Source organism: Planococcus notacanthi (genome assembly GCF_030407825.1).
Lineage (GTDB): Bacteria > Bacillota > Bacilli > Bacillales_A > Planococcaceae > Planococcus > Planococcus notacanthi.
Genome location: NZ_JASDCQ010000002.1, coordinates 91,406 through 116,283 on the forward strand (window position 1 = coordinate 91,406; position 24,878 = coordinate 116,283).

Annotated in this window: 17 protein-coding genes and 1 riboswitch; of the genes, 14 read left to right on the forward strand and 3 right to left on the reverse strand. The window is 45.8% G+C overall.

Annotated elements, in window-relative coordinates; all coding sequences use genetic code 11:
* Positions 1–67 precede the first annotated feature (67 nt).
* The 11 genes from QMA01_RS07880 (at position 68) to QMA01_RS07930 (ending at position 15,881) form a co-directional block, all read left to right on the forward strand.
* Positions 68–3,223 carry a DEAD/DEAH box helicase gene (locus QMA01_RS07880; protein ID WP_290214691.1) on the forward strand — a complete coding sequence of 1,052 codons (3,156 nt, stop codon included), beginning with the start codon at positions 68–70 and terminating at the stop codon, positions 3,221–3,223.
* Between the two features lie 157 nt (positions 3,224–3,380).
* Complete coding sequence (locus tag QMA01_RS07885) at positions 3,381–3,995, forward strand: NUDIX hydrolase (protein ID WP_290214981.1); 615 nt, start codon at positions 3,381–3,383, stop codon at positions 3,993–3,995.
* 145 nt (positions 3,996–4,140) lie between these two features.
* Positions 4,141–5,214 (forward strand): branched-chain amino acid aminotransferase, encoded by a 1,074-nt coding sequence (locus QMA01_RS07890; RefSeq protein ID WP_290214692.1) that lies wholly within the window; start codon positions 4,141–4,143, stop codon positions 5,212–5,214.
* Between the two features lie 241 nt (positions 5,215–5,455).
* Complete coding sequence (locus tag QMA01_RS07895; protein WP_290214693.1) at positions 5,456–6,655, forward strand: multidrug effflux MFS transporter; 1,200 nt, start codon at positions 5,456–5,458, stop codon at positions 6,653–6,655.
* A 152-nt stretch (positions 6,656–6,807) separates the two neighbouring features.
* Positions 6,808–8,238 carry an alkaline phosphatase gene (locus QMA01_RS07900; protein WP_290214694.1) on the forward strand — a complete coding sequence of 477 codons (1,431 nt, stop codon included), beginning with the start codon at positions 6,808–6,810 and terminating at the stop codon, positions 8,236–8,238.
* A gap of 35 nt (positions 8,239–8,273) precedes the next feature.
* Complete coding sequence (locus tag QMA01_RS07905) at positions 8,274–8,918, forward strand: hypothetical protein (protein WP_290214695.1); 645 nt, start codon at positions 8,274–8,276, stop codon at positions 8,916–8,918.
* Positions 8,919–9,121: 203 nt separating this feature from the next.
* The gene (locus QMA01_RS07910) at positions 9,122–10,132 is read left to right on the forward strand and encodes a hypothetical protein (RefSeq protein ID WP_290214696.1); all 1,011 of its coding nucleotides are present in this window, start codon (positions 9,122–9,124) and stop codon (positions 10,130–10,132) included.
* 315 nt (positions 10,133–10,447) lie between these two features.
* On the forward strand, positions 10,448–11,884 hold the full coding sequence (locus tag QMA01_RS07915; protein ID WP_290214697.1) for a carbon starvation CstA family protein: 1,437 nt from the start codon (positions 10,448–10,450) through the stop codon (positions 11,882–11,884).
* Between the two features lie 126 nt (positions 11,885–12,010).
* Positions 12,011–13,258 carry a TerD family protein gene (locus QMA01_RS07920; RefSeq protein WP_290214698.1) on the forward strand — a complete coding sequence of 416 codons (1,248 nt, stop codon included), beginning with the start codon at positions 12,011–12,013 and terminating at the stop codon, positions 13,256–13,258.
* Between the two features lie 548 nt (positions 13,259–13,806).
* Positions 13,807–14,577: a glutamate 5-kinase gene (gene proB / locus QMA01_RS07925; RefSeq protein WP_203340337.1), complete on the forward strand. Its 771-nt coding sequence runs from the start codon at positions 13,807–13,809 to the stop codon at positions 14,575–14,577.
* A 29-nt stretch (positions 14,578–14,606) separates the two neighbouring features.
* Positions 14,607–15,881: a glutamate-5-semialdehyde dehydrogenase gene (locus QMA01_RS07930; RefSeq protein ID WP_203340336.1), complete on the forward strand. Its 1,275-nt coding sequence runs from the start codon at positions 14,607–14,609 to the stop codon at positions 15,879–15,881.
* Positions 15,882–15,927: 46 nt separating this feature from the next.
* Here the strand turns inward: QMA01_RS07930 and QMA01_RS07935 are convergent, their stop codons facing one another.
* Together QMA01_RS07935 and mgtE are read right to left on the reverse strand one after the other, a co-directional pair.
* Positions 15,928–16,341, reverse strand: a complete 414-nt coding sequence (locus QMA01_RS07935; protein ID WP_290214699.1) for a DUF4395 domain-containing protein — start codon at positions 16,339–16,341, stop codon at positions 15,928–15,930.
* A 92-nt stretch (positions 16,342–16,433) separates the two neighbouring features.
* Positions 16,434–17,792, reverse strand: coding sequence for a magnesium transporter (mgtE, locus tag QMA01_RS07940; protein WP_191714603.1), 1,359 nt, complete (start codon positions 17,790–17,792; stop codon positions 16,434–16,436).
* Between the two features lie 124 nt (positions 17,793–17,916).
* Positions 17,917–18,004, forward strand: a riboswitch (cyclic di-GMP riboswitch).
* A 46-nt stretch (positions 18,005–18,050) separates the two neighbouring features.
* Between mgtE and QMA01_RS07945 the strand changes: the two genes are divergently transcribed.
* The 3 genes from QMA01_RS07945 (at position 18,051) to QMA01_RS07955 (ending at position 21,599) form a co-directional block, all read left to right on the forward strand.
* On the forward strand, positions 18,051–18,920 hold the full coding sequence (locus QMA01_RS07945; RefSeq protein ID WP_290214700.1) for an amidase: 870 nt from the start codon (positions 18,051–18,053) through the stop codon (positions 18,918–18,920).
* A 196-nt stretch (positions 18,921–19,116) separates the two neighbouring features.
* Positions 19,117–20,163, forward strand: a complete 1,047-nt coding sequence (locus QMA01_RS07950; RefSeq protein ID WP_290214701.1) for a HEAT repeat domain-containing protein — start codon at positions 19,117–19,119, stop codon at positions 20,161–20,163.
* Positions 20,160–21,599 carry a glycosyltransferase family 2 protein gene (locus QMA01_RS07955; RefSeq protein WP_290214702.1) on the forward strand — a complete coding sequence of 480 codons (1,440 nt, stop codon included), beginning with the start codon at positions 20,160–20,162 and terminating at the stop codon, positions 21,597–21,599. The genes QMA01_RS07950 and QMA01_RS07955 overlap by 4 nt, the downstream gene beginning before the upstream one ends.
* A gap of 25 nt (positions 21,600–21,624) precedes the next feature.
* Here QMA01_RS07955 and QMA01_RS07960 read toward each other — a convergent pair whose 3' ends face one another.
* Positions 21,625–24,825 (reverse strand): hypothetical protein, encoded by a 3,201-nt coding sequence (locus QMA01_RS07960; protein WP_290214703.1) that lies wholly within the window; start codon positions 24,823–24,825, stop codon positions 21,625–21,627.
* Between the last annotated feature and the right edge of the window lie 53 nt (positions 24,826–24,878).

Genomic DNA, 24,878 nt, shown 5'->3' on the forward strand with positions numbered 1-24,878 from the left:
TGAAGAGAACAGCAAAATTCTACAACTGTTTCCGGTATTCGGACATATACAGGAAGGAACTGGCCTTATGAACTTCTCACTTAATGAAACAAAAATAAAAAAATTATGCGGTCAGGCTGCTTTCAAAAAGGGCCGGGCTTTTATTCAGGCAGGCAAAATCCAGTTATCGCCGGATCCGAATGAAGATCGGCTGATGAAAGGGGTCGTCAGCGGACGCAATGAATTTTACGTCAGCGTTAAACAGGAAGCAGACGGGGAAATCCTGGCTTCCTGCAGCTGTCCGCCAGTCGGGTTTGTGTCGACTTATTGCCACCATATTGCCGGCGTCTTGTTGGCGATTGAGGACATGCAGCAGCGTGAGAATCCGGCTATGAAAATGCTCAATCTATTCACGCGGCAAACAGCCGGCACAAAAGGAAGACGGCAGTATTTCGACAAACGGCAAACGCTTCAAATTGAATTCAGCATCCTGCCGGTTTTAATGGGAAAATCGGGTTATATGCTGGGTCTGCGGATTGCTGGGGGAATAACGAACCTGGAACCGATTCGTGATATAGGAGGGTTCTTGGCTGCGGTAAGGACGGAAGAAGCGTATAGTGAATCACCGGGCTTTTCTTACGCACCACCGGACCACCGCCTTGAAGATGACACTGAAAAAGTCCTCGATTATTTGGCGAAAACCCGAATGGCCGGAGTTGGAAATCTTGAGCAAACTGATTTATTGGTGATGGCTGCATCGGATTGGGAGCGGCTATTGCCTTTAATGCAAGCCGCACCTAACGTCAAACTTATAGGGGCAGGACGAATTATCGAAGGCATCCGTATCGAAAAGGAAATGCCGCTATCTTTCCATTTCGATAAAAACCGATCAGGTGGATTTCGGCTGGATGTAGAAGGGCTGGAAGAAGTGCTGATTCTGAAGGCTTACGACATGGCAATTGCGGATGGCGCTCTATACCATTTGGCTGAAGAAGATGCCAGGCGCCTTGCGGAACTGAAGGAAATGCTGCCTGGCTCAATCGACCAGCTGATTATTCCGTCAGAAGAGATGGAGCGGTTTATGGCGACGGTTGCACCAGGACTGGAACGTTTAGGGAAAGTGCATATTTCTGATGCCGTAGCGGAGCGGCTGGTGGAAACCCCTCTTCGTGCCAAGCTATTTCTCGACCGCATTAAGCATCGGCTGCTGGCCGGAGTGGAATTCCATTACGGACATTTGGTCATCAATCCATGTGAAGAGCCGGAAGACGAATTCCGCCATTACCCGGGAGTCCGCAGACAGCGAGAGCAGGAACAGGAAATCCTGCGAATCATGAAAGACAGTGCATTTACACAAACTGAAGGCGGCTTCTACATGCAGGATGAAGAAGCGGAATACCAGTTTCTTTATCATGTCATTCCAGTACTGGAAGAATTGATGCAAATTTACGCAACGACAGCTGTGAAGCTGCGAGTCCAAAAAAATTATGGCGGCCCTAAAGTGAAAGTTGAAATCAGTGAACGCACTGATTGGCTGGAGTTCCGTTTCGACCTTCAGGATATACCGGAAGCAGAAATCAAAAAGATTCTAAAGGCATTGGAGGAAAAGCGGCCTTATTACCGCATCCCTAACGGAACGTTAATGTCTTTGGAGACGGCAGAATTCCTTGATTTAAGTGAATTTCTGCGTGAATTGGATATCACCGCAGCCAATTTTGGCAGAGAAGAGATCCGGATTCCATTGGTTCATGGGCTGCATTTGGCGGCATCATTGGATGAGGGACAGCTTCTTGATCCCGGAGCCGGCTTTGCGCACCTTCTGCAAAATTTGAATCGTCCGGAAGAGCTCGATTCAGACATACCGGAAAGTTTGAACGGTGTACTCCGCGATTACCAGGAAGCGGGTTTCCGTTGGCTCAAGCTGTTGGCCAAGTATAAATTCGGCGGAATCTTGGCTGATGACATGGGACTCGGCAAAACCTTGCAGAGCATCGCTTTCATCGTATCGATGCTGTCGGATATCCGTAAGCGTCAGCAGCCTGTGCTTGTGGTTGCGCCTTCATCGCTCGTCTATAACTGGTTGAACGAACTGACGAAGTTTGCACCAGCTGTAAAAGCCAAGATCATCGATGGCAATAAAACACAGCGGGCATCTTTGGTTAAAAACTCACAAGAGATGGATGTCATCATCACTTCCTATCCTTCCTTGCGCATGGATCAAGTACTGTATCGGGATCAACATTTTCATACGGTATTTTTTGATGAAGCACAGGCGTTTAAGAATCCTGTGACACAAACGGCGAAGGCCGTCAGAGGGATTCAGGCGGATTATCGCTTTGCGCTTACCGGTACGCCGATTGAAAATTCGCTCGACGAGTTATGGTCCATTTTCAATGTGGTGTTTCCGGAGTTGTTGCCAAACCGCAGGCTGTTCAGCGAGATGAGACGTGACAGCATCAAAAAGCGGGTGCGGCCATTCATTCTGCGCCGCATCAAGACGGAGGTTTTAACGGAACTTCCGGATAAAGTAGAGACAATCCAATTTTCGGATCTTCAGAAAGAGCAGAAGAAATTATACGCGGCTTATTTAGCTGAGTTGAAACAGGATGCACTGAAACATTTGAACAAAGACAGCTTCCAAAAGAACCGCATCCGAATTTTGGCCGGATTGACCAGGCTGCGCCAACTTTGTTGCCATCCCGCATTATTTGTGGAAGGTTATGAAGGAGGTTCCGCCAAATTTGATCAGTTGATGGAGATTGTAGAGGAATGCCGTCTTTCCGGAAGGCGTGTGCTGGTATTTTCGCAATTTACTCAAATGCTGGGCCTCATTGGCCGTCAATTGGCAAAAGAAGGGGTGCCTTATTTTTACTTGGATGGCCAAACGCCGCCTATGGAGCGGGTGGACTTATGCAGCCGCTTCAATGAAGGGGAAGGCGATTTGTTTTTGATTTCCCTGAAAGCCGGAGGGACAGGCCTGAATCTGACGGGCGCTGACACAGTCATTCTTTACGACTTGTGGTGGAATCCGGCTGTCGAACAGCAAGCTGCTGACCGGGCACATCGCATGGGACAGAAAAAGGAAGTGCAAGTGGTTCGGCTTGTCGCGAAAGGCACCATCGAAGAAAAGATCAATGAGTTGCAGATGAAAAAGAAAAACCTGATCGATGATGTCATCCAGTCAGGAGAAGAACCGCTGAAAGCCATGTCAGCTGATGATATCCGGGAAATTTTGACGATGTAATCCTATGAGTGTTGCTTATTTATGCCGTTTCAACGGTCAGTGTTATGAAAAATCCCCGCTGACCGAATTTTTTATGGATTCAACTAAAGAGCTTCTTCGAAAAGGAATTATTGTGTGGGTTTTGGTAAAATGGTTGAAAGAGAGCCGAGGTGTTGATATGGATCCGAAAAGCATGCTGGAAAAAGTGAAAAACCGGGTTCCTGATGTATTAGGGAATAAGGATTTTTCTAAATACGCCATTCTTTTGCCCCTTATCGAAAAAGAGGGAGAAATTCATGTCCTCTTTGAAGTCCGCTCATACGATTTAAGAAACCAGCCAGGCGAGATTTGTTTTCCAGGCGGCAAAATCGATTTCCAGGATCAGACCGAAGAAGACACGGCCGTCCGGGAAACGATTGAAGAACTGGGAATCAAAAGAGAGGAAATTTCGAATATTTTTCCTTTGGACTACATCGTTTCGCCTTTTGGCATGATTGTCTACACATTTGCCGGCATTATCGACCCTGAAGCGGAATTTCGTCCGAATCCGCCGGAAGTGGATAGCATCTTTACGGTGCCGCTGTCTTTTTTCCTGGAAAAAGAACCGAAAGTGTACAGCATCAACTTTGATATTCAGCCGGAAGAAAGCTTTCCCTATGATTTGATTGCCGGAGGGGAAAATTACAATTGGCGGACGCGCCAGGTTGATGAGTTTTTTTATATTTATGGAGATAAAGTCATTTGGGGGCTGACCGCCAAAATCCTTGCCCACTTTATTGAGATCATTCGCTGAATGGTCTTTTTGTTTTGGAAGAAAACGGGTCTTTTATCGCAATTTTTGAATTATGGCTGCCGAAGCTTTTAAAGGGCGGCAAGAACGTGTATAATTATTCATATTACTGATAATTATAATTATTTTCACAAAAGGAGTCCTGACGATGACTACATATCAGCTTGAGGTTATTGAAAATACCAGCAAAAAAGAAAAACCAGTGAAGGATCAAGTGCCATTTGGGACTACGTTTACAGATCATATGTACATCTTGGAATACGAAACTGAAAAAGGCTGGTATGATCCGAAAATCGTTCCATATGGTCCAATCAACTTGGATCCGGCAGCGATGATTTTCCATTATGGCCAAACCGTCTTTGAAGGAATGAAAGCTTACCGCACAGAAGACGGCCGTATTTTATTGTTCCGTCCGGAAAAGAACTTTGAGCGTCTGAATCTTTCAAGCGAGCGCTTGAGCATTCCGCCAATTGATGAACAACAAGCTTTGGAGCATTTGACGCAATTGATCAAGCTTGAAAAGGAATGGGTTCCGAAAACTCCTGGAACTTCCCTGTATATCCGCCCTTATATCATTTCAACAGATGCCAACCTTGCAGTTGGACCGTCTCAAACCTATAAATACATGGTGATCTTGTCACCGGTCGGATCTTACTTCCCAGGCGGCCTTCAGCCGGTGGTCATCCATGTGGAAGATAAATTCACCCGTGCTGTAAAAGGCGGGACCGGTATGGCCAAAACCGCTGGAAACTATTCGTCGGGTTATCAGGCTCAGGCGAATGCCAAAAAAGAAGGCAACGCGGATGTCCTGTGGCTGGACGGCGTCGAGAAAAAATACATTGAAGAAGTCGGCAGCATGAACATCTTCTTCAAGATCAACGGCGAAGTGGTGACGCCTGAATTGAATGGCAGCATCTTGAAAGGCATCACGCGCATGTCCATCATCGAGTTGCTTGGCACATGGGGAATTAACGTAACAGAAAAACGTATTTCCATTGATGAACTGTATGAAGCCTATGACGCAGGCCAAGTAGAAGAAGTCTTCGGCACCGGAACGGCCGCTGTTATTTCTCCGGTTGGCGAATTAAACTGGAAAGGCCAAAAAATGATCATCAATAACCATGAGATCGGTGAACTGTCACAAAAATTGTACGACACGATCACAGGCATCCAGACTGGGAAGGTTGAAGATACACTCGGCTGGACCGTAGAAGTAAAATAAAAGAGAAGCAGTAGATCTGAAGCCCGTCACTGCCCGGTTATCCTTCGTGATAACTCGGCAATGACGGGTTTTTCATGGTGTTAAGTTAACGGTGATTCATAAATCAATCAAAAATCAGCACATCATTGAAGAAAGACTGGAATTATTATGATATGGTAGAAAACAGCAATTTACCCTTGAGCCGGAAATCCAAACTTGGATCGACCTGCTTATTTTGATGGGAAAAGGAGTGTGTAAAGCAGTGAAAAGCATAACCGGTTTAAAACGCGTCCATTTCATTTTGCTGATGGGCGCGTTAACATCCTTGATTCCATTCACGATTGATATGTATTTGCCGGCATTTCCAATCTTGGCCGACGTCTATGAGACAAATGCCACTTCTGTTCAATTGAGCTTGACCGCTTGTCTGCTTGGGCTGGCATTAGGCCAATTGATCGCCGGCGCACTCAGTGATATGCAGGGAAGACGCAAGCCGTTGCTGATTTCCCTGGTTGCTTATGCAATAGCGTCGGTAGCCTGCATTTTTGCTCCGAACATTTACATATTTATTCTCTTGCGCTTTGTACAGGGATTTGCGGCTTCGGGTGGGCTGGTTATTTCCCGGGCAATCGTACGGGATGTCAGCAGTGGAGCTGAATTGACTAGATTGTTCGCTTTATTGATGGTCGTAAACAACTTGGTGCCATTGCTTGCGCCTTCTGTCGGAAGCGGAGTACTGCTGTTTGCCGACTGGCGTGGAATTTTCTTAGTGCTGACAGTATTGGGAATTATCTTGCTGCTGATTTCGGCTTTCCGACTAAAAGAAAGTCTGCCCCCCGAAAAACGCGTCCCGAGTAACCTGAAATCAACGTTCAGCAATTTTGCGGGGATTCTAAAGAACCGCCAGTTTACCGGCTATGCATTGGCGCAAGGCTTTCTGATCGGTGGTGTTTTCGCCTATGTATCTGGAACGCCTTTCATCTATCAAAATATTTACGGTGCTTCACCCCAGGCATTTAGCCTGTTGTTCGGTATGAATGGCATCGGTTTGATCATCGGGAGTTATGCTGTCGGCCGGTTCTCGCACGTCTGGTCTGAGAAACGCTTTCTGGAAACAGCTCTATACGGTGCGACTGCCGCTGGTGCGGTTCTGCTAACCGTTGTTTTACTGGAAGGGCCTTTGTGGGCCGTCGTCATCCCGATTTTCTTTTTCGTCATGTCAATCGGCGTAGTCGGAACAGCCGCATTCACGCTTGCGATGGAAAGCCAGGGCCATGTAGCCGGAAGTGCTTCTGCGCTCTTAGGGCTGCTGCCTTTCATCTTAGGGGCTGCGACAGCTCCGCTTGTAGGGATTGCTGGAGAAAATACTGCAGTACCCATGGGACTGGTCATTTTCTCCATGTGTGCCATCGCCTTATTGGCCTATCTCCTATTGGCGAAAAATTCAACTTCAACGATCTAAACCTGCAAAAGCCCAGAAACCTTTCTGGGCTTTTTGTAATGTGTTTAAATACCTGTTTTTGGCAATTTACAAAAGCTACACATAGACTTCATGAAGGCTTAATATTCGGACCCTACACTGAACTTGTTCATCAAATGACTGGAGGGAAAGAAATGATACATAGAAACTTGAAAATGAAAGTACTTCCGATTGCTTTAGCTTCAGCAGTAGCCTTGACGGGAACAACTTCTTTCTCATTGTCAGCAGAAGCACATGCTCCCGGCAACAATCAAGGGAAAGCTCCCGAGCACAGCCAAGGAAAAGGGAAAGGCGGCCATAAAAAAGATAAAGTGAAAAACGTCATTTTCCTGATCGGTGATGGTGTTGGCACATCGTACACATCCGCTCACCGATATTTGAATGACGATGCTTCCACAAAGATGGTTGAAGCTATGTCTTTTGATTCGTATCTGGTGGGACAGCAATCGACTTATCCGGAAGACCCGGCGCAAAACATCACCGATTCGGCTTCAGCTGCAACCGCCATGTCTGCCGGCATCAAAACATATAACAACGCCATTGCTGTCGATAACGATGAAAGTGAAGTGAAAACAGTCCTCGAGGCAGCCAAAGAAAAAGGCAAAGCGACAGGATTGGTTGCAACTTCTGAAATCACGCACGCCACACCGGCATCATTCGGTGCACATGATATTGCCCGGAAAAACATGAACGCCATTGCCGACGATTATTACGATGAATTGATCAATGGCGAGCATAAAGTCGATGTATTGCTGGGTGGAGGCGTCGATTTATTCGATCGTCCGGACCGTAACCTTACGGAAGAGTTCCGGAAAGATGGCTATAGCTACGTGACAGACCGCGACGAATTGCTGAGCAACGATGCAGAGCAGGTACTTGGGTTGTTTGCGCCGGCTGGCCTTCCAAAACTGATTGACCGTGATGACAGCACGCCATCCTTGGCGGAAATGACAACGTCTGCAATCGACCGATTGTCTGAAGATGAAGACGGCTTCTTCCTGATGGTCGAGGGAAGCCAAGTGGATTGGGCAGGGCATGACAATGACATTGTGGCTGCTATGAGTGAGATGGAAGACTATGATCGAGCATTCCAGGAAGCGATCAAATTTGCTGAAGAAGACGGCAATACATTGGTCGTTGCGACTGCCGACCATTCGACTGGCGGCTTCTCCATTGGCGCAGACGGCATCTACAACTGGTTCGCTGAGCCGATCAAAGCAGCAAAGCGCACTCCGGATTTCATGGCTGAACAAATCGTCGGCGGAGCGGATGCAGAAGCAACTTTGGAGAAGTTTATCGACCTTGAACTGACAACTGATGAAATTGCTGCTGTGAAAAAAGCAGCGGCTGGCGGCAAGTATACGGAAGTCGACAATGCAATTGAAAAGATTTTCGATAAGCGCTCACATACCGGCTGGACAACTGGCGGCCACACTGGGGAAGATGTTCCGGTTTATGCATACGGCCCCGCAAGCGATAAATTTGCTGGACAGCTCGACAATACCGATCACGCAAAAATCATCTTTGATTTGCTGAAAGCCAAAGTGGAAATCAACGATAAATAATGTTCTGGAAATAAAAGATGGAATGGGGACCTGACATGAAAAAAACCGTTTATTTATTGGCGCTCTCCGCGCTATTGCTGGGAGGATGTTCAGAATCGGATGATTCGACAATGATCGCTTCGGCAGCCGATCAGACAAACGATATTCCGGGTTATTATGATGGTTATGTCCTGAGCCCGCAGGTGACAGATGACCGTCTGCTGCAGGAAACCGGCCAAAACAAGCGGGATGCCAAAGGAGAGGCAACAGTGAAGGCGGTGAACATGGACAGTGAAACCTATAAGGTGGGTCCGGTGGAGCTGATTGTGGCAGAATCGAAAATCCTTCAGCTCGAACCGGATTATAGCCTGATCGATTTTTTTCATTCCTATACACATGAACAGGAATTTGAAGTCATGAAGATGTTTGTGGAAATCACCAATACCTCCGATGAACCTATTCATTTTGCACCGGTAGCGTTACTCGAAACTGCTGAAGAAGAATTGAAGCTGTGGGAAGATGATATTTATCTGGAAGAATTGAATGGTGAATTGGCTCCAGGTGAAACCAAGACAGGCAATGTCGGATTTATTATCGAAAAAGGTGGAATTGAATCGATAAATATCACCACCAGTGATGTCTTCGACAGTAAGGACAAACAAATCGCCAAAGCAGTAGAATTCAATACGCAGTTCGAATAATGGCGGGTTTTTGTAAAGTTTCTTTAGCAGAAAAAAAGCAATTATTAAAGTTTGGCAGGCTCTATTCCAGAGCCTGTTTTTCTATTTTTAAAATTGACGGAAAATAAAGAAAATATGTTTTTAAACAGATTGGAACAGTGTATGATAGAAGCAATTAAAACGGACGGAATAGGAAATTTCTTTACTAAAAGGAGAGGTTCGCCATGAAGCTGGTGGAACTGTATATCAGGGAAGTAACAAGAAGGCTGCCGGAAAAAAAGCGTGCTGAAGTTGAAGAAGAGCTGCGGACGACTATTGCGGAGAAGCTGCCGGTTGACTACATGGAACAGGATGTGAAAAATGTGCTTGCCGAATTGGGCCATCCAGCAGTTTTGGCGAGCCGCTATGCGGATCGGCCCATGTATTTGATCGGTCCAAGGTATTATGATCTTTATCTTCAGCTGTTGAAGCTTGTCTTGCCGATTGCTATCACTGTAACGACCATTGTCATTTTGATTGTCACGATTGTTTCAGGGGCAGGAGAGGAACCGGTCTTCACCATCATCGGAGAATTGATTGGACGAATCATTTCGGGAATCATCAATGCAGTGGTTCAAGCGGTCTTTTGGCTGACACTGGTTTTGGCATTTGTGGAACGCACAGAGCATTCGAAATCGCAAAGGCCGTTGGGATTGAATTTTGAAGAATGGACACCGGATGACTTAAGGGAATTCCCAGAGCGTCCGCACATTTCCAAAGAAAAACAAATTCCCCGAAGCCAAATATTCGGCAGCTTGATTTGGACGGCTATTTGGACGACCGTTTATTTTAATGCAGATAAGCTGCTTGGAATTTATCAGCAAGGGCGGCAAGGCGGACTGGAATTTACCACACCCATCTTCAATCAGGCTGTTCTTGTTTCCTATTGGCCCCTGATCATCCTGGTCGTCGTACTGGAAATCACTTTGGCAGTCTATCAATGGCGGGCTGTACAATGGACCAATAAACTGGCACTGTTCAACGCGTTTGTCCAAACGACTTCCGTATTGGTATTTGTTCTGGTATTCACCAATTCCAATTTAGTCAATGAAGCATTCCGCCAATGGCTTACTGACCTCTTTGGCGGGACGGCCTTCCTTAATTGGCTTATTGGCAGTATTTTAGTGGTGGTCATCATTTCTTCTGCTATAGATGCCATTCAAGGCATCCGAAAAGCCAGGATCCGTTCCCGATAGCAGTGGACTGCACTGAATTCAACCACAAGGAAATCAACGATGGCGCAGGGAACTTTTCCCTGCGTTTTTTTGATGGAACAATCAAGGATTTTAATAAAGACATAATGATTTTATAAGCGCATTCTTTAATATACTATTCAATCCTTATGAAAATATTCCTAGTAACCGCTGATAAATAAGGGAATTTAAATTATTTTAATGAAAAATAGTTATTTTACAGTAAATTTGTTTTTTTCTAAATATTATGTTTATATATTTAAAAAACATGGTATCATAATTTATGCTTTTAACCACGACATCAGGAGGAACGTTCATATGATTACATTTTTTGCTGCTTTGGCATTACTTATTTTAGGATATGTTTTTTATTCGAAATTTATTGAGCGTGTTTTTGGCGTCGATGACAATACACCAACTCCGGCCTATGCCAAAACAGACAAGCTGGATTATATGCCAATGAGCTGGTGGAAAGGCAATCTGATCCAACTGTTGAATATTGCTGGCCTTGGACCGATTTATGGAGCAGTTGCCGGAGCGTTATATGGTCCAGTCGCTTTTGTCTGGATTGTGCTTGGCTCTATTTTCGCAGGAGGCGTGCATGATTACTTTTCGGGCGTCATGTCCATGCGCCATGGCGGTGCCCAATTTCCGACATTGGTAGGGAAATACCTGGGTAAGAACGCCAAAGTATTTATCAATGGCCTGTCTTTAGTTTTGATGCTGCTGGTGACTGCAGCGTTTACTGCAGGACCTGCCCAGTTAATTGCCCAAATTACGCCAATTAACTTTATGACTGCTTTAATCATCATTTTCTTCTACTTTATCCTGGCGACGATTTTGCCGATAAATAAAATAATTGGCCGTATTTACCCCCTGTTGGGCGCCATTTTATTGTTTATGGCGGTAGCTGTAGCGGTAGCATTGGTCTTCTCGGGAAAACCGATGCCAAACTTGACATTTGCCAACCTGCATCCGGGTGATCTGCCGATTTGGCCATTGTTGATGGTGACCATTTCATGTGGCGCCATTTCAGGATTCCACTCTACACAAAGCCCGATCATTGCACGCACGATGAAAAAAGAAACCGATGGCCGAAAGATTTTTTATGGTGCTATGATCATTGAGGGAGTTATCGCCTTAATATGGGCAGCAGCGGGCATGACATTCTTCAATGGTACGGAAGGCTTGGGAGCAGCGCTTGCTGCTGGAGGGCCATCAGGCGTTGTCAACGAAATCTCCATTTCCCTATTGGGTACGATGGGTGGACTGCTGGCGATTTTCGGTGTCATCATCCTGCCTGTAACGACTGGTGATACGGCGCTACGGTCTTCACGAATGATCTTGACGGACATCCTTTCGAAATTTGTAAACATGGAAGGCAAAGTGAAGGTCCTGCTGGTGACGATTCCACTGGCGATTCCAACCTTCTATATGGCAACAATCGATTATACTTTCTTGTGGAGATATGTCGGCTGGACGAACCAGCTGGTGGCGACATTCATGTTGTGGACAGCTGCAGTTTACCTGATGAAAAACTATAAGTTCCACTGGGTGGCTGGAGTGCCTGCCATGTTCATGACCGCCGTAGTCTCCATGTACATCTTCTATGCACCGGAAGGCTTGAACATGGATTATCAAATTTCCGCCATTATTGGCGCCTGCATCACTTTGATTGTGTTGCTATGGTATGTGGCACAAATTATCAAATACAGAAGCTTGAAACAGCTAGAGGCGGATTATCGCCCACTATAACCAAAACTCCCACAGGGCCTGGCTCTGTGGGAGTTTTTCTGTCTATGAGGGAATCATGTGAACATAGAATTTATTTACAGTATAGTAAAATAAGAAGCATTTTTGATATTCAAGGAGGAGAAATGGATGGTTGCATTGATAAAAGGACAAAAAGTGGATTTAACGAAAACACATCCACGCTTGAAGAATTTAAAGATTGGATTAGGATGGGATGTCAGCCAGACGGCTTCATCGATTGATTTGGATGCAGTGGCGTTGCTTGTGGATGCGGAAGGCAAAGTCGCTGGAAAAGAACATCTGGTCTACTACAATAACCTGTCGGACACAGCCTCTGCGGTCAAGCTTACAAACGATAATCAGACAGGAGCTGGGGATGGAGACGACGAACAAATCACTGTTCAATTGGATAAAATTCCAGGCGGAATCAAGAAAATTGCCGTAGCGATCAGTATTTATGAAGGAAAGGCAAAAAAACAGGATTTTGGCCAGGTGGCAAATGCTTATGTCCGGATTGAAGACGCCGACAGCCAAAAAGAATTGTGCCGTTACGATTTGGGCAGGGACTTCAACCAGGACCTGACGTTATTGACAGGAGAAGTGTATTTGCATAATGGAGAATGGAAGTTTTCCGCGATCGGCCAAAGCGTTTCCAGTGATCTTGGGGAACTGTGCAGGCAATTCAATCTGGAGCTGCCAGCGGAAGCATTCCTGAAAAAGGCTCAGGCTGTGAAAACAGAGACACCGAGCGCTAAATCTGCTCCGGTGAACTTAAAAAAAGTGGAGCTTAAAAAGACCGGCGACAAAATCAATTTGAACAAAACCGAATCGCCTTTAGGTGAAATAGTGGTTAATTTAAATTGGACGCAAAAAACGGGCGGAGGATTTTTGTCATCGGTTCTCAACGCCGGCAAATCAGTGGATTTGGATTTGGGCTGTCTGTTTGAGTTGGAGGATGGTTCCAAGGGTGCTGTCCAGGCGTTAGGCAATGCTTTTGGAAACTTGAAGCAACAGCCCTATATCGCGCTTGACCATGACGATCGGACAGGTACGTGCAAAAGTGGAGAAAACCTTCGCATTAATGGAGATCAGCTCAAGAAATTCAAACGTATACTGGTTTATGCTTTTATCTATGAAGGAGCGGCGAATTGGGCAGAAGTGGACGGGGTAGTGACTTTGAAGCAAAAAAATGGCCCGGACGTCGAAGTCCGCTTGGATGAACACCGCAAAGGCAAGCGGATGTGCGCCATCGCTTTGATCGAAAATGAGAAAAACCAAACCTTGAGCTTCAAGAAAGTGGTCGAGTACTTTGCCGGCCACAGGGAAGTGGACAAAGCTTTTAATTGGGGCATGACCTGGAGCGCAGGATCTAAATAAAAAGGGGAAAAGAGCATGGAACCATTCCATGCTCTTTTGTTTTGGCCGAAATCGTTCTGATTTGTCGGACTGATCGCGGGTTAATTTAAATAATTGCTTGTTGAATCCTGCTGTAAAAAGATCAGTGAAACCTTGTTTAAACTCTCTGCTTGTCTTTCAGTCGGCCCGTTCCGTCAAAAGTGCCGTTTGCGGATGGTGGGATTTGTGATAGACTGGCATTTCAACTTAAAATTAAAATTTTCAATTTAGTTTGAATAAATAATCCTTTTGAGTTCTTAAAGCTTGTTGCATAAGGAAATAAGAGATTTAAACTTTCATTAAAGTGAATAAATATTCAACTTTGTTGCATATTTAGATTGAGGAAATGTATTTATAGAGGAAAAAACATTTTATAACATTGACTTAAAATGCAAAACAGTGCATAATAACTCTATTAAATAGATTCGGGAAAGAAATGTTGGAAACAATGTCACGGAGGCAAGGTTCTTCCGTTTTTAGATGAAATGGAAGAATTTTTTTTATTTATCAAAATCGGGTGGTGACTGCACGTGGAGAAGAAAAGAATTGTTGTGAAGATTGGCAGCAGTTCATTGACAGATGAACGTGGCAAGCTGTCGATTGAAAAATTGCGTGAGCACGTGGATGCGCTGGCTCGCTTAAAAGAATATGGGCACGAAGTCATTCTGATATCGTCGGGAGCAGTTGCGGCAGGGTGCACAAGCATGGGTTATTTATCGCGCCCTGATACGGTGGTCGATAAGCAATCGGCCGCCGCGGTCGGACAAAGCCTGTTGTTGCAGGCTTATGCTGATGAATGCAAAAAACATGAGATCGTGGCAGCTCAGCTGTTATTGACGAAAGATTTGTATAAAAACGCCAATGCGACCATTTCAAAATTACTGGAAAGAAACGTCATGCCGATTATCAATGAAAATGACTCTGTTTCTGTAAAAGAGCTGACATTTGGAGACAATGATATGCTGTCGGCATTGGTCAGCGGGCTTGTCCATGCGGACTTCCTGGTGATTCTGACAGATATTAACGGCATTTATCAAGACAACCCAAGAACCAACCCACAGGCCCAAAAATACCTCCATCTTCAGGAAATCCCCGATGAATTAGTGGAAGCGACATCCTCGGAAGGCTCTGAAGTCGGAACAGGGGGCATGAAGTCAAAAGTTGAAGCCGCAAGAACGGCTTTGGCTTTAGGTGTCCAAGTGTTCATCGGTTCCGGGACAGGCAGCGAAAAATTAGTCGATATTTTCCAGGGCAGAGGCGACGGAACCTATATCGGTGTGAAAACAGAACTGAGTGTTTAAGCAAGGGGAAATCGAAAGGGGCATCAGGAATGACCGAACTTCTACAGGAACAGCAAACTGAAAGCGAACTTCTCCAAAAGGCTAAGCAAGCGAAACAAGCTGCAGCCACATTGGCGAAATTGACGACCAAGCAAAAAAATAACGCCTTGCGTTTGATTTCAGCTCAATTGCTGGAAGAACAGGCCTATATCTTGGAAGAAAACAGCAAGGATGTTGAACAAGGACGCCAAAACGGAATGAGTGATTCCTTGGTCGACCGTCTTCAACTGGATCAATCCCGCTTGAAAGACATGGCGGATGCGCTGGTTCAATTGACAAAGCTGGCAGATCCCGTAGGAGAAGTGCTGGAAAAATGGGAACGGCCAAACGGTTTGACGATGTCTAAAATCCGTGTGCCTTTAGGCGTTGTCGGAATGATTTATGAAGCGCGTCCGAATGTCACAGTCGATGCGTCCAGCTTATGCCTGAAAACCGGGAATTCCGTCGTGCTGCGCGGCAGCTCCACAGCAATCCACTCCAATAAAGCCATTGTTGCCGTTATTCATCGGGCACTCCAGAAAAGTGAAGTTCCAGTCGAATCCGTGCAATTATTGGAAGATACGAGCAGAGAAGCAGCTTCCCATATGTTTAAATTGAATCAATATCTGGATGTCCTCATCCCGCGAGGCGGTGCAAAACTCATTCAGACGGTCGTCCAAAACTCCACGGTTCCCGTCTTGGAAACAGGTGCAGGAAACTGCCATATATATATTGATGAGACAGCGGATGTAAAAATGGCGATTGAGATTGCGTTGAACGCCAAAACGCAGCGCCCTTCAGTGTGCAACTCCTGCGAAAGCATTTTGGTCCACAAAACTTGGGCAGACAAGCATTTAGCGGAGTTGTTGTCCGCTTTGCAGGACAAGCAGGTTGAAATCCATGGGGATGAGTCTATCCAACAACTCTCTCCTACGGTCATACCTGCAGAAAATGCAGATTGGGGAACGGAATACTTGGGACTGGAAGTGGCAATGAAAACGGTCACTGGTGTGGAAGAAGCGATTCAGCACATCAATACTTACGGAACCAAGCATTCTGAAGCGATCATTTCTTCCAATTCTGCGAACGTCGATCAATTCTTCATGGAAATTGATGCAGCAGCAGTCTACCATAATGCTTCTACGCGCTTCACAGACGGCTTCGAATTTGGGTTTGGTGCCGAGATTGGCATCAGTACACAAAAGCTTCATGCGCGGGGACCTATGGGCTTGCCTGCATTAACTTCGACAAAATACATCATCCGCGGCAGCGGCCAGATAAAGTAAACCATAGAAAAAAGACCGGAGGCATTTGCTTCCGGTCTTTTTTGTGTCAGGCCTGTGCTTTTGTTCGGTTATGCTTCCACATCAGGTAACGGTAGCGGACAGTGCAGCCGATGCAATAGCCCATCAATGCAACTCCTGCTGCAAGTATGACCATAATGCTGAAGGCATAAGCAACCAGTTGGATGCCTAAAGAGAAGAAAAGGAGTGACAGCCCCAGGCAAATCGTTGCAATCCATTGATTGAACAATTGCTGGTCTTTGTCTTCCTGCTGGTAGCTCGCTGACGGCTTTTTCAGAAAGCGGCGGCTAAAGTGGATGACAGGATTTTTCTTGGTGATCAATGTATAGGCTCCAACCGCAAACGGCAACAGCAAAATGGCTGGATGGAACAACAATGCTGCCAATACGGTGACGACGATGAAAGCTTGGTTTATTTGGACAAGGGGTTTGGGAATGGTCATGAACTCTCCTCCTTCAATTAAAACTTATTATACCTAGTAAATTACTAGGAACAAACCTAATTGCTCAGAAAGAGAGTCATTCGATTCGTTTTCTACATCAGCTGGGTAATGAACAATGTAGCCATGCCAAAATAGATCAATAAGGACAAGATGTCATTGATTGTCGTAATTAGCGGACCGGAAGCCACAGCCGGGTCAATATTGAATCGATAAAGAATCAAGGGAATGATTGTTCCGGCTAAGGTCCCGATAATCAAAGTCATCAGTAGCGAACCGCCGACCACAATGCCCAGCACAAAATTGCCTTGCCATACATAAGCAATCAATAAAATGAGAACAGAGCAGATGGCTCCGATGATGATGCCGACCCATAATTCCCTGATGACCAGCTGGACGGTCTGTTTAAAATTCAGCTTCTGGGAAGCCAATCCACGGACCACAACGGACAGCGACTGCGTACCCGTATTTCCGGTCATGCCGGCAATCATCGGCATAAAGAACGTCAGCGCTACAACAGTCTGAAGCGTTTCTTCGAATCGGCTGATGATGCCGCCGGAAAACAAGCCGATAAACAACAGGAGAATCAGCCAAGGCAGACGGCGATAAGCCGCAATCAAAGCAGGCGTATTAAAGTCGATTGACTTACCGGAAGCCGACAATTTTTCAATGTCTTCATTCGCTTCCTGCATGACGACATCGATGACATCGTCCACCGTGATGACCCCGGCAAGCGTATTGTCTTTTTCAACAATCGGCAACGTGACGAAATCATAGCGGCTGATCAATTGGGCGGCCTCTTCCTGGTCGGTCAGGACGTCGGCTTTGATGACGCGGTTGTACATGACTTCTTCGATTTTGTCCTCAAGGTTTCCAAGAATCAAATCCTTATAAGAAAGAACGCCAAGCAGCTTTTTGTCTTCGTCCACTACATAAAGGTAGTTGAGGTATTCCGCTAATTCGGCAAATTGCTTGATCTTATCGATAGCTTGCCGAATCGTGTAATGCCGTGGAATCCATACATAGCGGTTATTCATTAAGCGTCCCGCTGTTTCAGGTGGATACGTCATCGTATTGTGGACAAACCGGGAGTCGTCCTGATTGATCTGCGACAACAGCTCTTCAATGCGTTCCGGTTCCAAGTCGGCCAGCAACAAAGCCAAGTCGTCGTTGTCCATACGATCGAGGACCTTTGCCGATTTTTCTATACCCAACTTATGAAGAATATCAATTTGTTCATTTTTCGGAAGTTCCTGCATCAGTTCCGTCAGTTGGCGGATCGTCAAATAGAGGAGAAACTTATTGCGGTGTTTGTCCGGCAGATGCCGGTACTGGATCGCCATATCATACGGCTGGAGCTCATCCAGGATGTCCTGGAATTCAATTATTTTTCCTTCTTTCATGGCCTTGATCAACGCCAATGTAATTTCGTCTTCAAGCAATGCTACAGTCATGGGGCTCACTCCTTCTATGCGGAAAATCCAGAAACTCTATTGTTGATTATTGCCTTAAATGCATGATTTGAAAAGGGGAGAAAAAAAGATAGCAGAATTGAATTAATTGACATATAATAATGAAAATCTGAAAAGGCAAACTTCACCGAAAGGGAAGGACGCAAAGCCATGAGCCTAACCGTTGAAAAACGCAAGGTTGTCAGGTTGCCTGGGTCTCGTTCTGTGAGCCACGGCCAGCAGAATGGGAGGAATAGAGATATGAAAAAATTAATGATGGCAGGTGTGTGGTTATTGTTTATGCTGACACAAACCGGTTTTCAGGCTCAAGCGGCTGAAGTGGATGTCAAAGCCACTTGGTTGTGGAATCCGTGGATGATCTACGAAGATGAAGCGGGTACGATCGCTTTTCTCGAAAGCAAAAATGTAAACAAAGTATATGTCCAGATTGATGCGGATATTCCGGCTGGTGTATACCAGAGCTTCATCGAAAAAGCTGGAGCTGCGGGCATGGCCATTTACGCGTTGGATGGAGCGCCTGACTGGGTGGCAGCAAAAGGATTTACTAAACAGGACCGGTTGATGTCTTGGTTGTCAGCCTATCAACAAAAGGCTGCCTTGACGCAGAAGTTCGCCGGTGTCCATTTGGATGTGGAACCTTATTTATACAGCGGTTGGAACACCAATCGTGCAGCAACAGTCAAAGCTTATCAAGCCTTGCTGATGAAAGCCGTATCCAGCACAACCGCGTTGAACTTGCCTCTGGAAGCCGATCTTCCTTTCTGGTTCGACGAAATTCCATATAAAAACACTTACGGTAGTGGCATACTTGCCGAATGGGTCATCGCCAATACGCACAGTGTCACGCTTATGGCTTACCGGGACTCAGCAACCATGATAACAGAACTGGTAAGAAATGAAGTGGCCTATGGAGTGAAATACGGAAAAACGGTTGTGGTGGGAGTTGAAACAGGCCAAACCGATGAAGGTGAAGCTATCTCCTTCTATGAAGAAGGCGAGGCTTTCATGAACAATGAGTTAGCTGCTGTTTCTTCTCATTATGCCTTTTCCAAAGGCTTTGGAGGAATCGCAGTTCATGACGTGGACAGCTGGAAGACGATGGCTCCGTAAAAATTAGTCCACAACGATTTCTTTATTCTTCTAACAAGGAAACAGCAGACTCAGTTTAAATAGCTGAATCTGCTGTTTTTTTCGTAGAGTTAAATCAAGTGAAATATGTTACACTATCCATAAATTATGAAATAATAAGGTTTTTAATAGAAATATTTTACTTAGAAATGGTGGCTTCGAAAAAGGAGACTGGTAAATGATTGAGCTATTTATGTGGGTGGTTTTGGGTTTATTGGGAATTCAATTGCTGATTCTAGCTTTGCTGATCGGTTGGAAAAGAAGGAATTTAGCCGATGAAAGAGTGATAGAAGAAACATTAGCTACGTTACGGCCACAATTCCGAGAATATATAGAAGGCACTAGGGAAATGGAACCTGCGTTGCCGCCCGGAAAAAAACATCGTTTTAAATTGATGGAAACGATGCTGGATGAGTTTTCAGCTGAAGATTTTTCGGAAATGCAGTTTTTGAAAATTCACAGGCTAGCGGAAAAGTATTTGGCAGAGCCTTACCGCCTTATTTTGAAAAAAGGCCAATGGGCAGAGCGTGTCAATGCGCTGTATTTTATTGAAGACTTCCGGCTTTTTTCGTTGAAAGAAGATGTCTATCAGCATTTCCTGAGAATCAATAAGCGTGACGAAGAGTATCGCCAGTGCATCCGCGTCTGCGCTACACTGCAGGAAGCTCGGCTGATGGATGTCGCTATTGAAAACAAGAGCTTGTCATTCGGAATGATCAAAGAATTGCTGCACCGGCTGGAAGATGATTTATTGAAGGTGACAGCGGAACGGATGCAGGCTAAAGAGGATATTTCCGAGAACATGCTTAATGCCTTTATTACATTCAGTGGGGAACGCCGGATGGCCCTGTTATTTCCTTTTGTCGAACAGAAGTTGCGCGATGAACGAAAGGAAGTGCGTCTGAAAGCCATGAGCAGCCTATGCCATTACGGAGAAATGGCGGATCCGTCAATTCTTTTGGAATTTTATGATTCAGAGCATTGGCAGGAACGGATGTATGCGGCAAAACTGACGGGTGCCTGCCGTTTTGAGCAGTACAAACAAAACCTGGTTGATCTGCTGTCGGATAATGTCTGGTGGGTCCGCTTTGCAGGTGCTGAGAATATAAAAGTCTTTCAAGGCGGCAATGCCATCCTTGAGCAGGTCTCAATCGAACACACGGATGCCTATGCACGAGATATTGCCAAACATATGCTGACAAGAGAAGGCGGGGAGCTCGCATGAGTGGAACTGGAATTACAGTAGTCATTGAAATCATTTCCTGGGCAATAATAGCTTATATGTTGGCTGCCGGCGCGATTTACTTGATTCTTTTCTTTGTCGCTAGCCCAAAGATAAGCAAAGAGAAGAAATTGAACCGCCAGGAGCAGATAGAAGAACTGTCGATCAATAAAGATACGTACCCTATTTCTATTCTGGTCCCTGCTTACAATGAAGAAGCAGGTGTGGTCAGCACTGTCCGATCATTATTGAACCTGAACTATCCTCAGTATGAAATCATCGTAGTGAATGATGGTTCCACAGACAGAACCAGTGAAAAAGTGCTTGCCCAATTTGGAATGGAGCCGATTGAACTGGCGATCCGGACATATTTTAAAACAGGGGAGATCAAGCGGGCTTATCGATCGACACTTCACCCCAATCTTTTTCTAATCGAAAAAGAAAATGGCGGGAAGGCAGATGCTTTGAATGCAGGCGTCAATTTCTCGAGATATCCGTACTTTGCGGCGATTGACGGAGATTCCATTTTGGAACAGGACGCCTTGCTGAAAACCATGAAACCGATTGTGGATTCGAGTGGCCTGGTCACAGCTACAGGCGGGACTGTGAGAATTGCCAATGGCTGCAAAATAAACCGGGGTGTCATCGAACAGGTGGCGTTGCCTAAAAAACCGCTGGAAATCATGCAGATTATCGAATACTTCCGCGCGTTTCTTATTGGGCGCCTCGGTTTTAGCCGGGTCAATATCCTGCTGATCATTTCAGGCGCGTTTGGCGTCTTTGAAAAAAGCCGTGTCATCAAAGTGGGTGGCTACAAAACAGATACGGTCGGGGAAGACATGGAACTCATTGTCCGATTGCACCGTTCCATCAAAGATGAAAAGTCGAAACAACGGATCGAATACATCCAGGACCCTGTTTGCTGGACAGAAGCACCCAGTACTGTGGCTTCCCTGCGGGCGCAACGGATCCGCTGGCAACGAGGTCTGGCGGAAACGCTGTGGACTCACCGGGGAATGATGTTCAATCCGAAGTACAGAGGGATTGGTTTGTTTTCGATGCCTTATTATGTGTTTATTGAATTGTTGAGTGCAGTTTTTGAAGTGATGGGGTATTTTATCATTATCGGCGGCTTTGCGTTCTCCTTCATTGAAACCGACATTGCGGTAGTGATGCTGCTGGTGATGGTCCTGTATGGTTCCTTGCTGTCCGCGCTTGCTGTGCTGCTGGAGGAATGGACCTATCACAAGTATCCGACCGTCAAAAGCATTCTTGTGCTTTATATTTATGCATTGACTGAGACATTCTGGTACCGCATCCTAATGAACTTTTGGCGTGTACAGGGTCTGTTCTACGCTTTCAAGAAAAAATCAGTATGGGGAGACATGGAGCGAAAAGGTGTGTTCTCTGATGAAGAAGCAGAAGAAGGAAGCCTGTAAAAGGCTTCCTTCTTTTGGTTTCTATTTAATTTTTCTCGCCGAAGGTCTTTTGAAGAATATAATAAGATTGCTTCAGCCGCTCTTCGGATTGCGGCAGCCCCCAAGTTTCCCATGAGTACCGGGCCGCTTGAGAGGCTTCAAAAGTTTCAACAGCCTTTCCGTCGCTATCGGTCAGGCTGGCGGCGATGTCCAGCCCTTTGATCGTTTCGGAGGATTCGATGCCATCTTTCCAGAGATCACCGATGAATTCGCGCTTAGCCGGATCTTTAGCGTTCAACAACATCCACGGAATACGGATTTCCATGATTCCCGTCTTCTTGTCGTAATAATAATCGTTCAAGGAATCGTAATCCTCGTGCTCAGGATTGGCAATGCCAAAACGGAAGACGCCAGTTTCATAGGCATCGAACGGATAAGTTTCGCCTGTATCCGGGCGTACGAATTCTTTGTTCAACGCAAGGCGGATCGGGTGGAATGTCGACTCGATATCCTCTTCTGCCGGAATCATCTCTAGGCGTTCATGGTAATCATAATAGAAGCTGTCGTAATCGCCCGCTACCTGGAGCTGTGCTTTCTCCAATCCTTCCACCTTCAAGTGGAAGTCTGCCAGAAACTCTGTTTTCTCCAAGGCATCGACCGCGATGCCTTGGCCTTCACGGATGCTGAAGTAAAGGTTGAAATCCTGGTTGTCCCACCAGTTTTTATTGGCTGGGTCGAATTGGGCTTTGATGTAGACATAACGTTCGTCCGAATCCATGGTTAAGGTTCTGAGTGCTCCATCCTCTTTTTCATAAAGGGTTTCGTCCTCTGTCCAATCATCTTCACCATCCACTTTGACTTTGTGGCGATCAAAACTCAGCAAGCCAAATTGCTGCTCGTTGGTTTGGGCGTTGGACCAAAATGGACGCTCGTCCGGATTGTCATAATCCATCGTATTCCAAGTACGTTTAAACCACTCATCCTGCCAGGTGAAGACCATACCGCCCAGCATGCCTTCTTCAAGAATGTCTTCATACATATGGGTGACGATTTCCCCTTGCTGCCGTTCAGAAATGAATCCTTGATTCCAGCCGAATGGATTTTCGTGAGTCATGCCGCGGGAGGCCGGAACCCCGAATTCGGCGATGACGATCGGCATGTCGTGCGAATCATTCAAGTCCTTCAAGTAACCGGCATAGTTATTGAATTCGCCGCGGTGATCAACAAATTCAGTATAGCGTTCCTCCAGATTCAGAAAATCGGGATAGTACGGATAGACATGGTAGGAGGCGAACATGCCGACCGTATCTGTGATGCCTTTGGTCTTGATGTGATTCGGATCGACGGTGGCCATGTCTTCCTGTTCACTCGGTTCTGCAGGCTGATCGATGTTGTCTGTCGTTACCCAGTTGGTGAAGCTGAGAGGGCGCATGCTTTGGTATTCGTCCAACTCGTAGGCGGCCAAAAAGTCCAATTGCTGTGCCAACCAATGCTCCATTGGATTTGCCTCTTCTGTATAGACATAGGTGCCTTCAAAATCACCCAAGTCCGGATAATCCTGCTCCATTTGATCGACTGTTAAAGGAAACCATTCAATGCCAATCATCCAACCGATGACATAGGGAGAAATATCAGACTTATAAGTTCCGTAAGCGTGGCCCGGTTCCTGTTCAACTACAGCATCGCCGTGGATCACATCGACAATTTTCTCGACTTCAGTTTGAAACCGTTCTGTGATTTCAGGAGTAAAAGCGTCCAATGTCTCCACCAGCGGCTCTTCGTCAATCCAAACCCCGTGATACAAGTAAAGCGGCTCGTCAGCGCTGGCATTGTAAGCAGCGAATGCTTCGTAGAAAGCCGGCGGATGGAGCGTATAGACACGGATTGCATTGGCATTCATCTCGCCGATTGCCTTGAACCACCGGTCGTATTCTTCGCGGGTGATGGCCGCTTCTCCTGGAAACGTTCCGGGTTTGGCCATTCCCATATTGACGCCTTTAATAGTGAAGGGCTGCCACTTGCCATCCTCATAAACTTCAAACGCTTGCCCATTAATGCGGGAAGGATATGCGATCCCCTCTTTCGTGGCGGCAGTAGCTTTAATTGTTTCAACTTGTTTTTTCTTCTGTTCTGCATTCGCCAAAATCGTTTCCATCATAGGTACGTAAGTCTGCCAATAAAAACTCTTTTCGCCATCAAGCGATTCCATGGAAAGGAATGAACGCAGCTTCGAGAATCCTGAATAGCGGTAGAAGTTTGGCGTGTCATCCATATCGACAAAATCCCCTGCAAAGTAATAAAGATCCGCTCCGTGTTTCGATTGATGAAAGACAGCTGGAAAATCCAACGGAATATCTGCTGCTTTCAATTTGTCGCTGCCTTTAGTTTCCAGGTTCCATTGGTAGTCTGCTAAGACCTCGGTGCCTGACTGCGCTTGGTTGATATCAAACCAATAATCAAAAGAAGGGCTTTTCTTCAACTCGAATTGAGCTGTACCTTGTTCAGTGAAGGCAAGGCGAAGCCCGTCAGTACCGACTTCTCCGGCATCTTCAGAAAGGACCACGATTTCACCTTCAGCATCATTGACCAAGACAAATCCGGCCCCTTCAAAATTCCATTCTCCATTATTTCTTTCATAGTTCTCAATAATCCATTGAGGTACTTCGCCGTCAGTAGAATGGAGATCCGCGAAGTGGCGCCCACTCCAGCCGCTCCATTCCAATCCCAGGAATTCGTTCATGTCCTGGGTGACTTCTTCCGTAGTTGGGGAGGCGAAGGTATTGAATTCTACAACCAAGTCCGTGCCTTGGGACTGCACCTGCTTTTTGATGGTTTGCCATTCAGCCATTTCAAGCCCACCGGAAAGCATGGATGAAGTGCCCGGCTTTTTCTCTGCAGACTGCCAAGGAAGATCTTCTTCATAGACTCCATAAGAATCCGCTAAATAAATCAAGTCCGTTCCAGATAGATCTTGAGGCAACTCACGGGTTGTATATCTTTCCGCTTGTTCATCCGGAACAAAGCCGTAATAATCGGACTCTGCCTGATAGGGCTCCTGGGATTCTGTTACATAGCGATGGTGATTCAACAGCCAGGTCAGTCCTTTATGTTCCCGGTAGCTTTCAGTCGGAACTGTTTTATCGAGTATGGCTATGTTTACTATTTTTTCTTCTTTAAAGAACCAGACAAGAACGGGCAGCAAAAGCAGAATAATAATTGCTGTTATAGATAGAAGGGTTTTCTTCATTCATATCACTCATTTCTATTTACAAAATATAACTCAAAAGACATTATAGCTTA

Coding starts and splice junctions, on each gene's coding strand:
- QMA01_RS07880 (WP_290214691.1), top strand. CDS start 68: ATGAACTTCTCACTTAATGAAACAAAAATAAAAAAATTATGCGGTCAG.
- QMA01_RS07885 (WP_290214981.1), top strand. CDS start 3,381: ATGGATCCGAAAAGCATGCTGGAAAAAGTGAAAAACCGGGTTCCTGAT.
- QMA01_RS07890 (WP_290214692.1), top strand. CDS start 4,141: ATGACTACATATCAGCTTGAGGTTATTGAAAATACCAGCAAAAAAGAA.
- QMA01_RS07900 (WP_290214694.1), top strand. CDS start 6,808: ATGATACATAGAAACTTGAAAATGAAAGTACTTCCGATTGCTTTAGCT.
- QMA01_RS07905 (WP_290214695.1), top strand. CDS start 8,274: ATGAAAAAAACCGTTTATTTATTGGCGCTCTCCGCGCTATTGCTGGGA.
- QMA01_RS07910 (WP_290214696.1), top strand. CDS start 9,122: ATGAAGCTGGTGGAACTGTATATCAGGGAAGTAACAAGAAGGCTGCCG.
- QMA01_RS07915 (WP_290214697.1), top strand. CDS start 10,448: ATGATTACATTTTTTGCTGCTTTGGCATTACTTATTTTAGGATATGTT.
- QMA01_RS07920 (WP_290214698.1), top strand. CDS start 12,011: ATGGTTGCATTGATAAAAGGACAAAAAGTGGATTTAACGAAAACACAT.
- QMA01_RS07930 (WP_203340336.1), top strand. CDS start 14,607: ATGACCGAACTTCTACAGGAACAGCAAACTGAAAGCGAACTTCTCCAA.
- QMA01_RS07935 (WP_290214699.1), bottom strand. CDS start 16,341: ATGACCATTCCCAAACCCCTTGTCCAAATAAACCAAGCTTTCATCGTC.
- mgtE (WP_191714603.1), bottom strand. CDS start 17,792: ATGACTGTAGCATTGCTTGAAGACGAAATTACATTGGCGTTGATCAAG.
- QMA01_RS07945 (WP_290214700.1), top strand. CDS start 18,051: ATGAAAAAATTAATGATGGCAGGTGTGTGGTTATTGTTTATGCTGACA.
- QMA01_RS07950 (WP_290214701.1), top strand. CDS start 19,117: ATGATTGAGCTATTTATGTGGGTGGTTTTGGGTTTATTGGGAATTCAA.
- QMA01_RS07955 (WP_290214702.1), top strand. CDS start 20,160: ATGAGTGGAACTGGAATTACAGTAGTCATTGAAATCATTTCCTGGGCA.
- QMA01_RS07960 (WP_290214703.1), bottom strand. CDS start 24,825: ATGAAGAAAACCCTTCTATCTATAACAGCAATTATTATTCTGCTTTTG.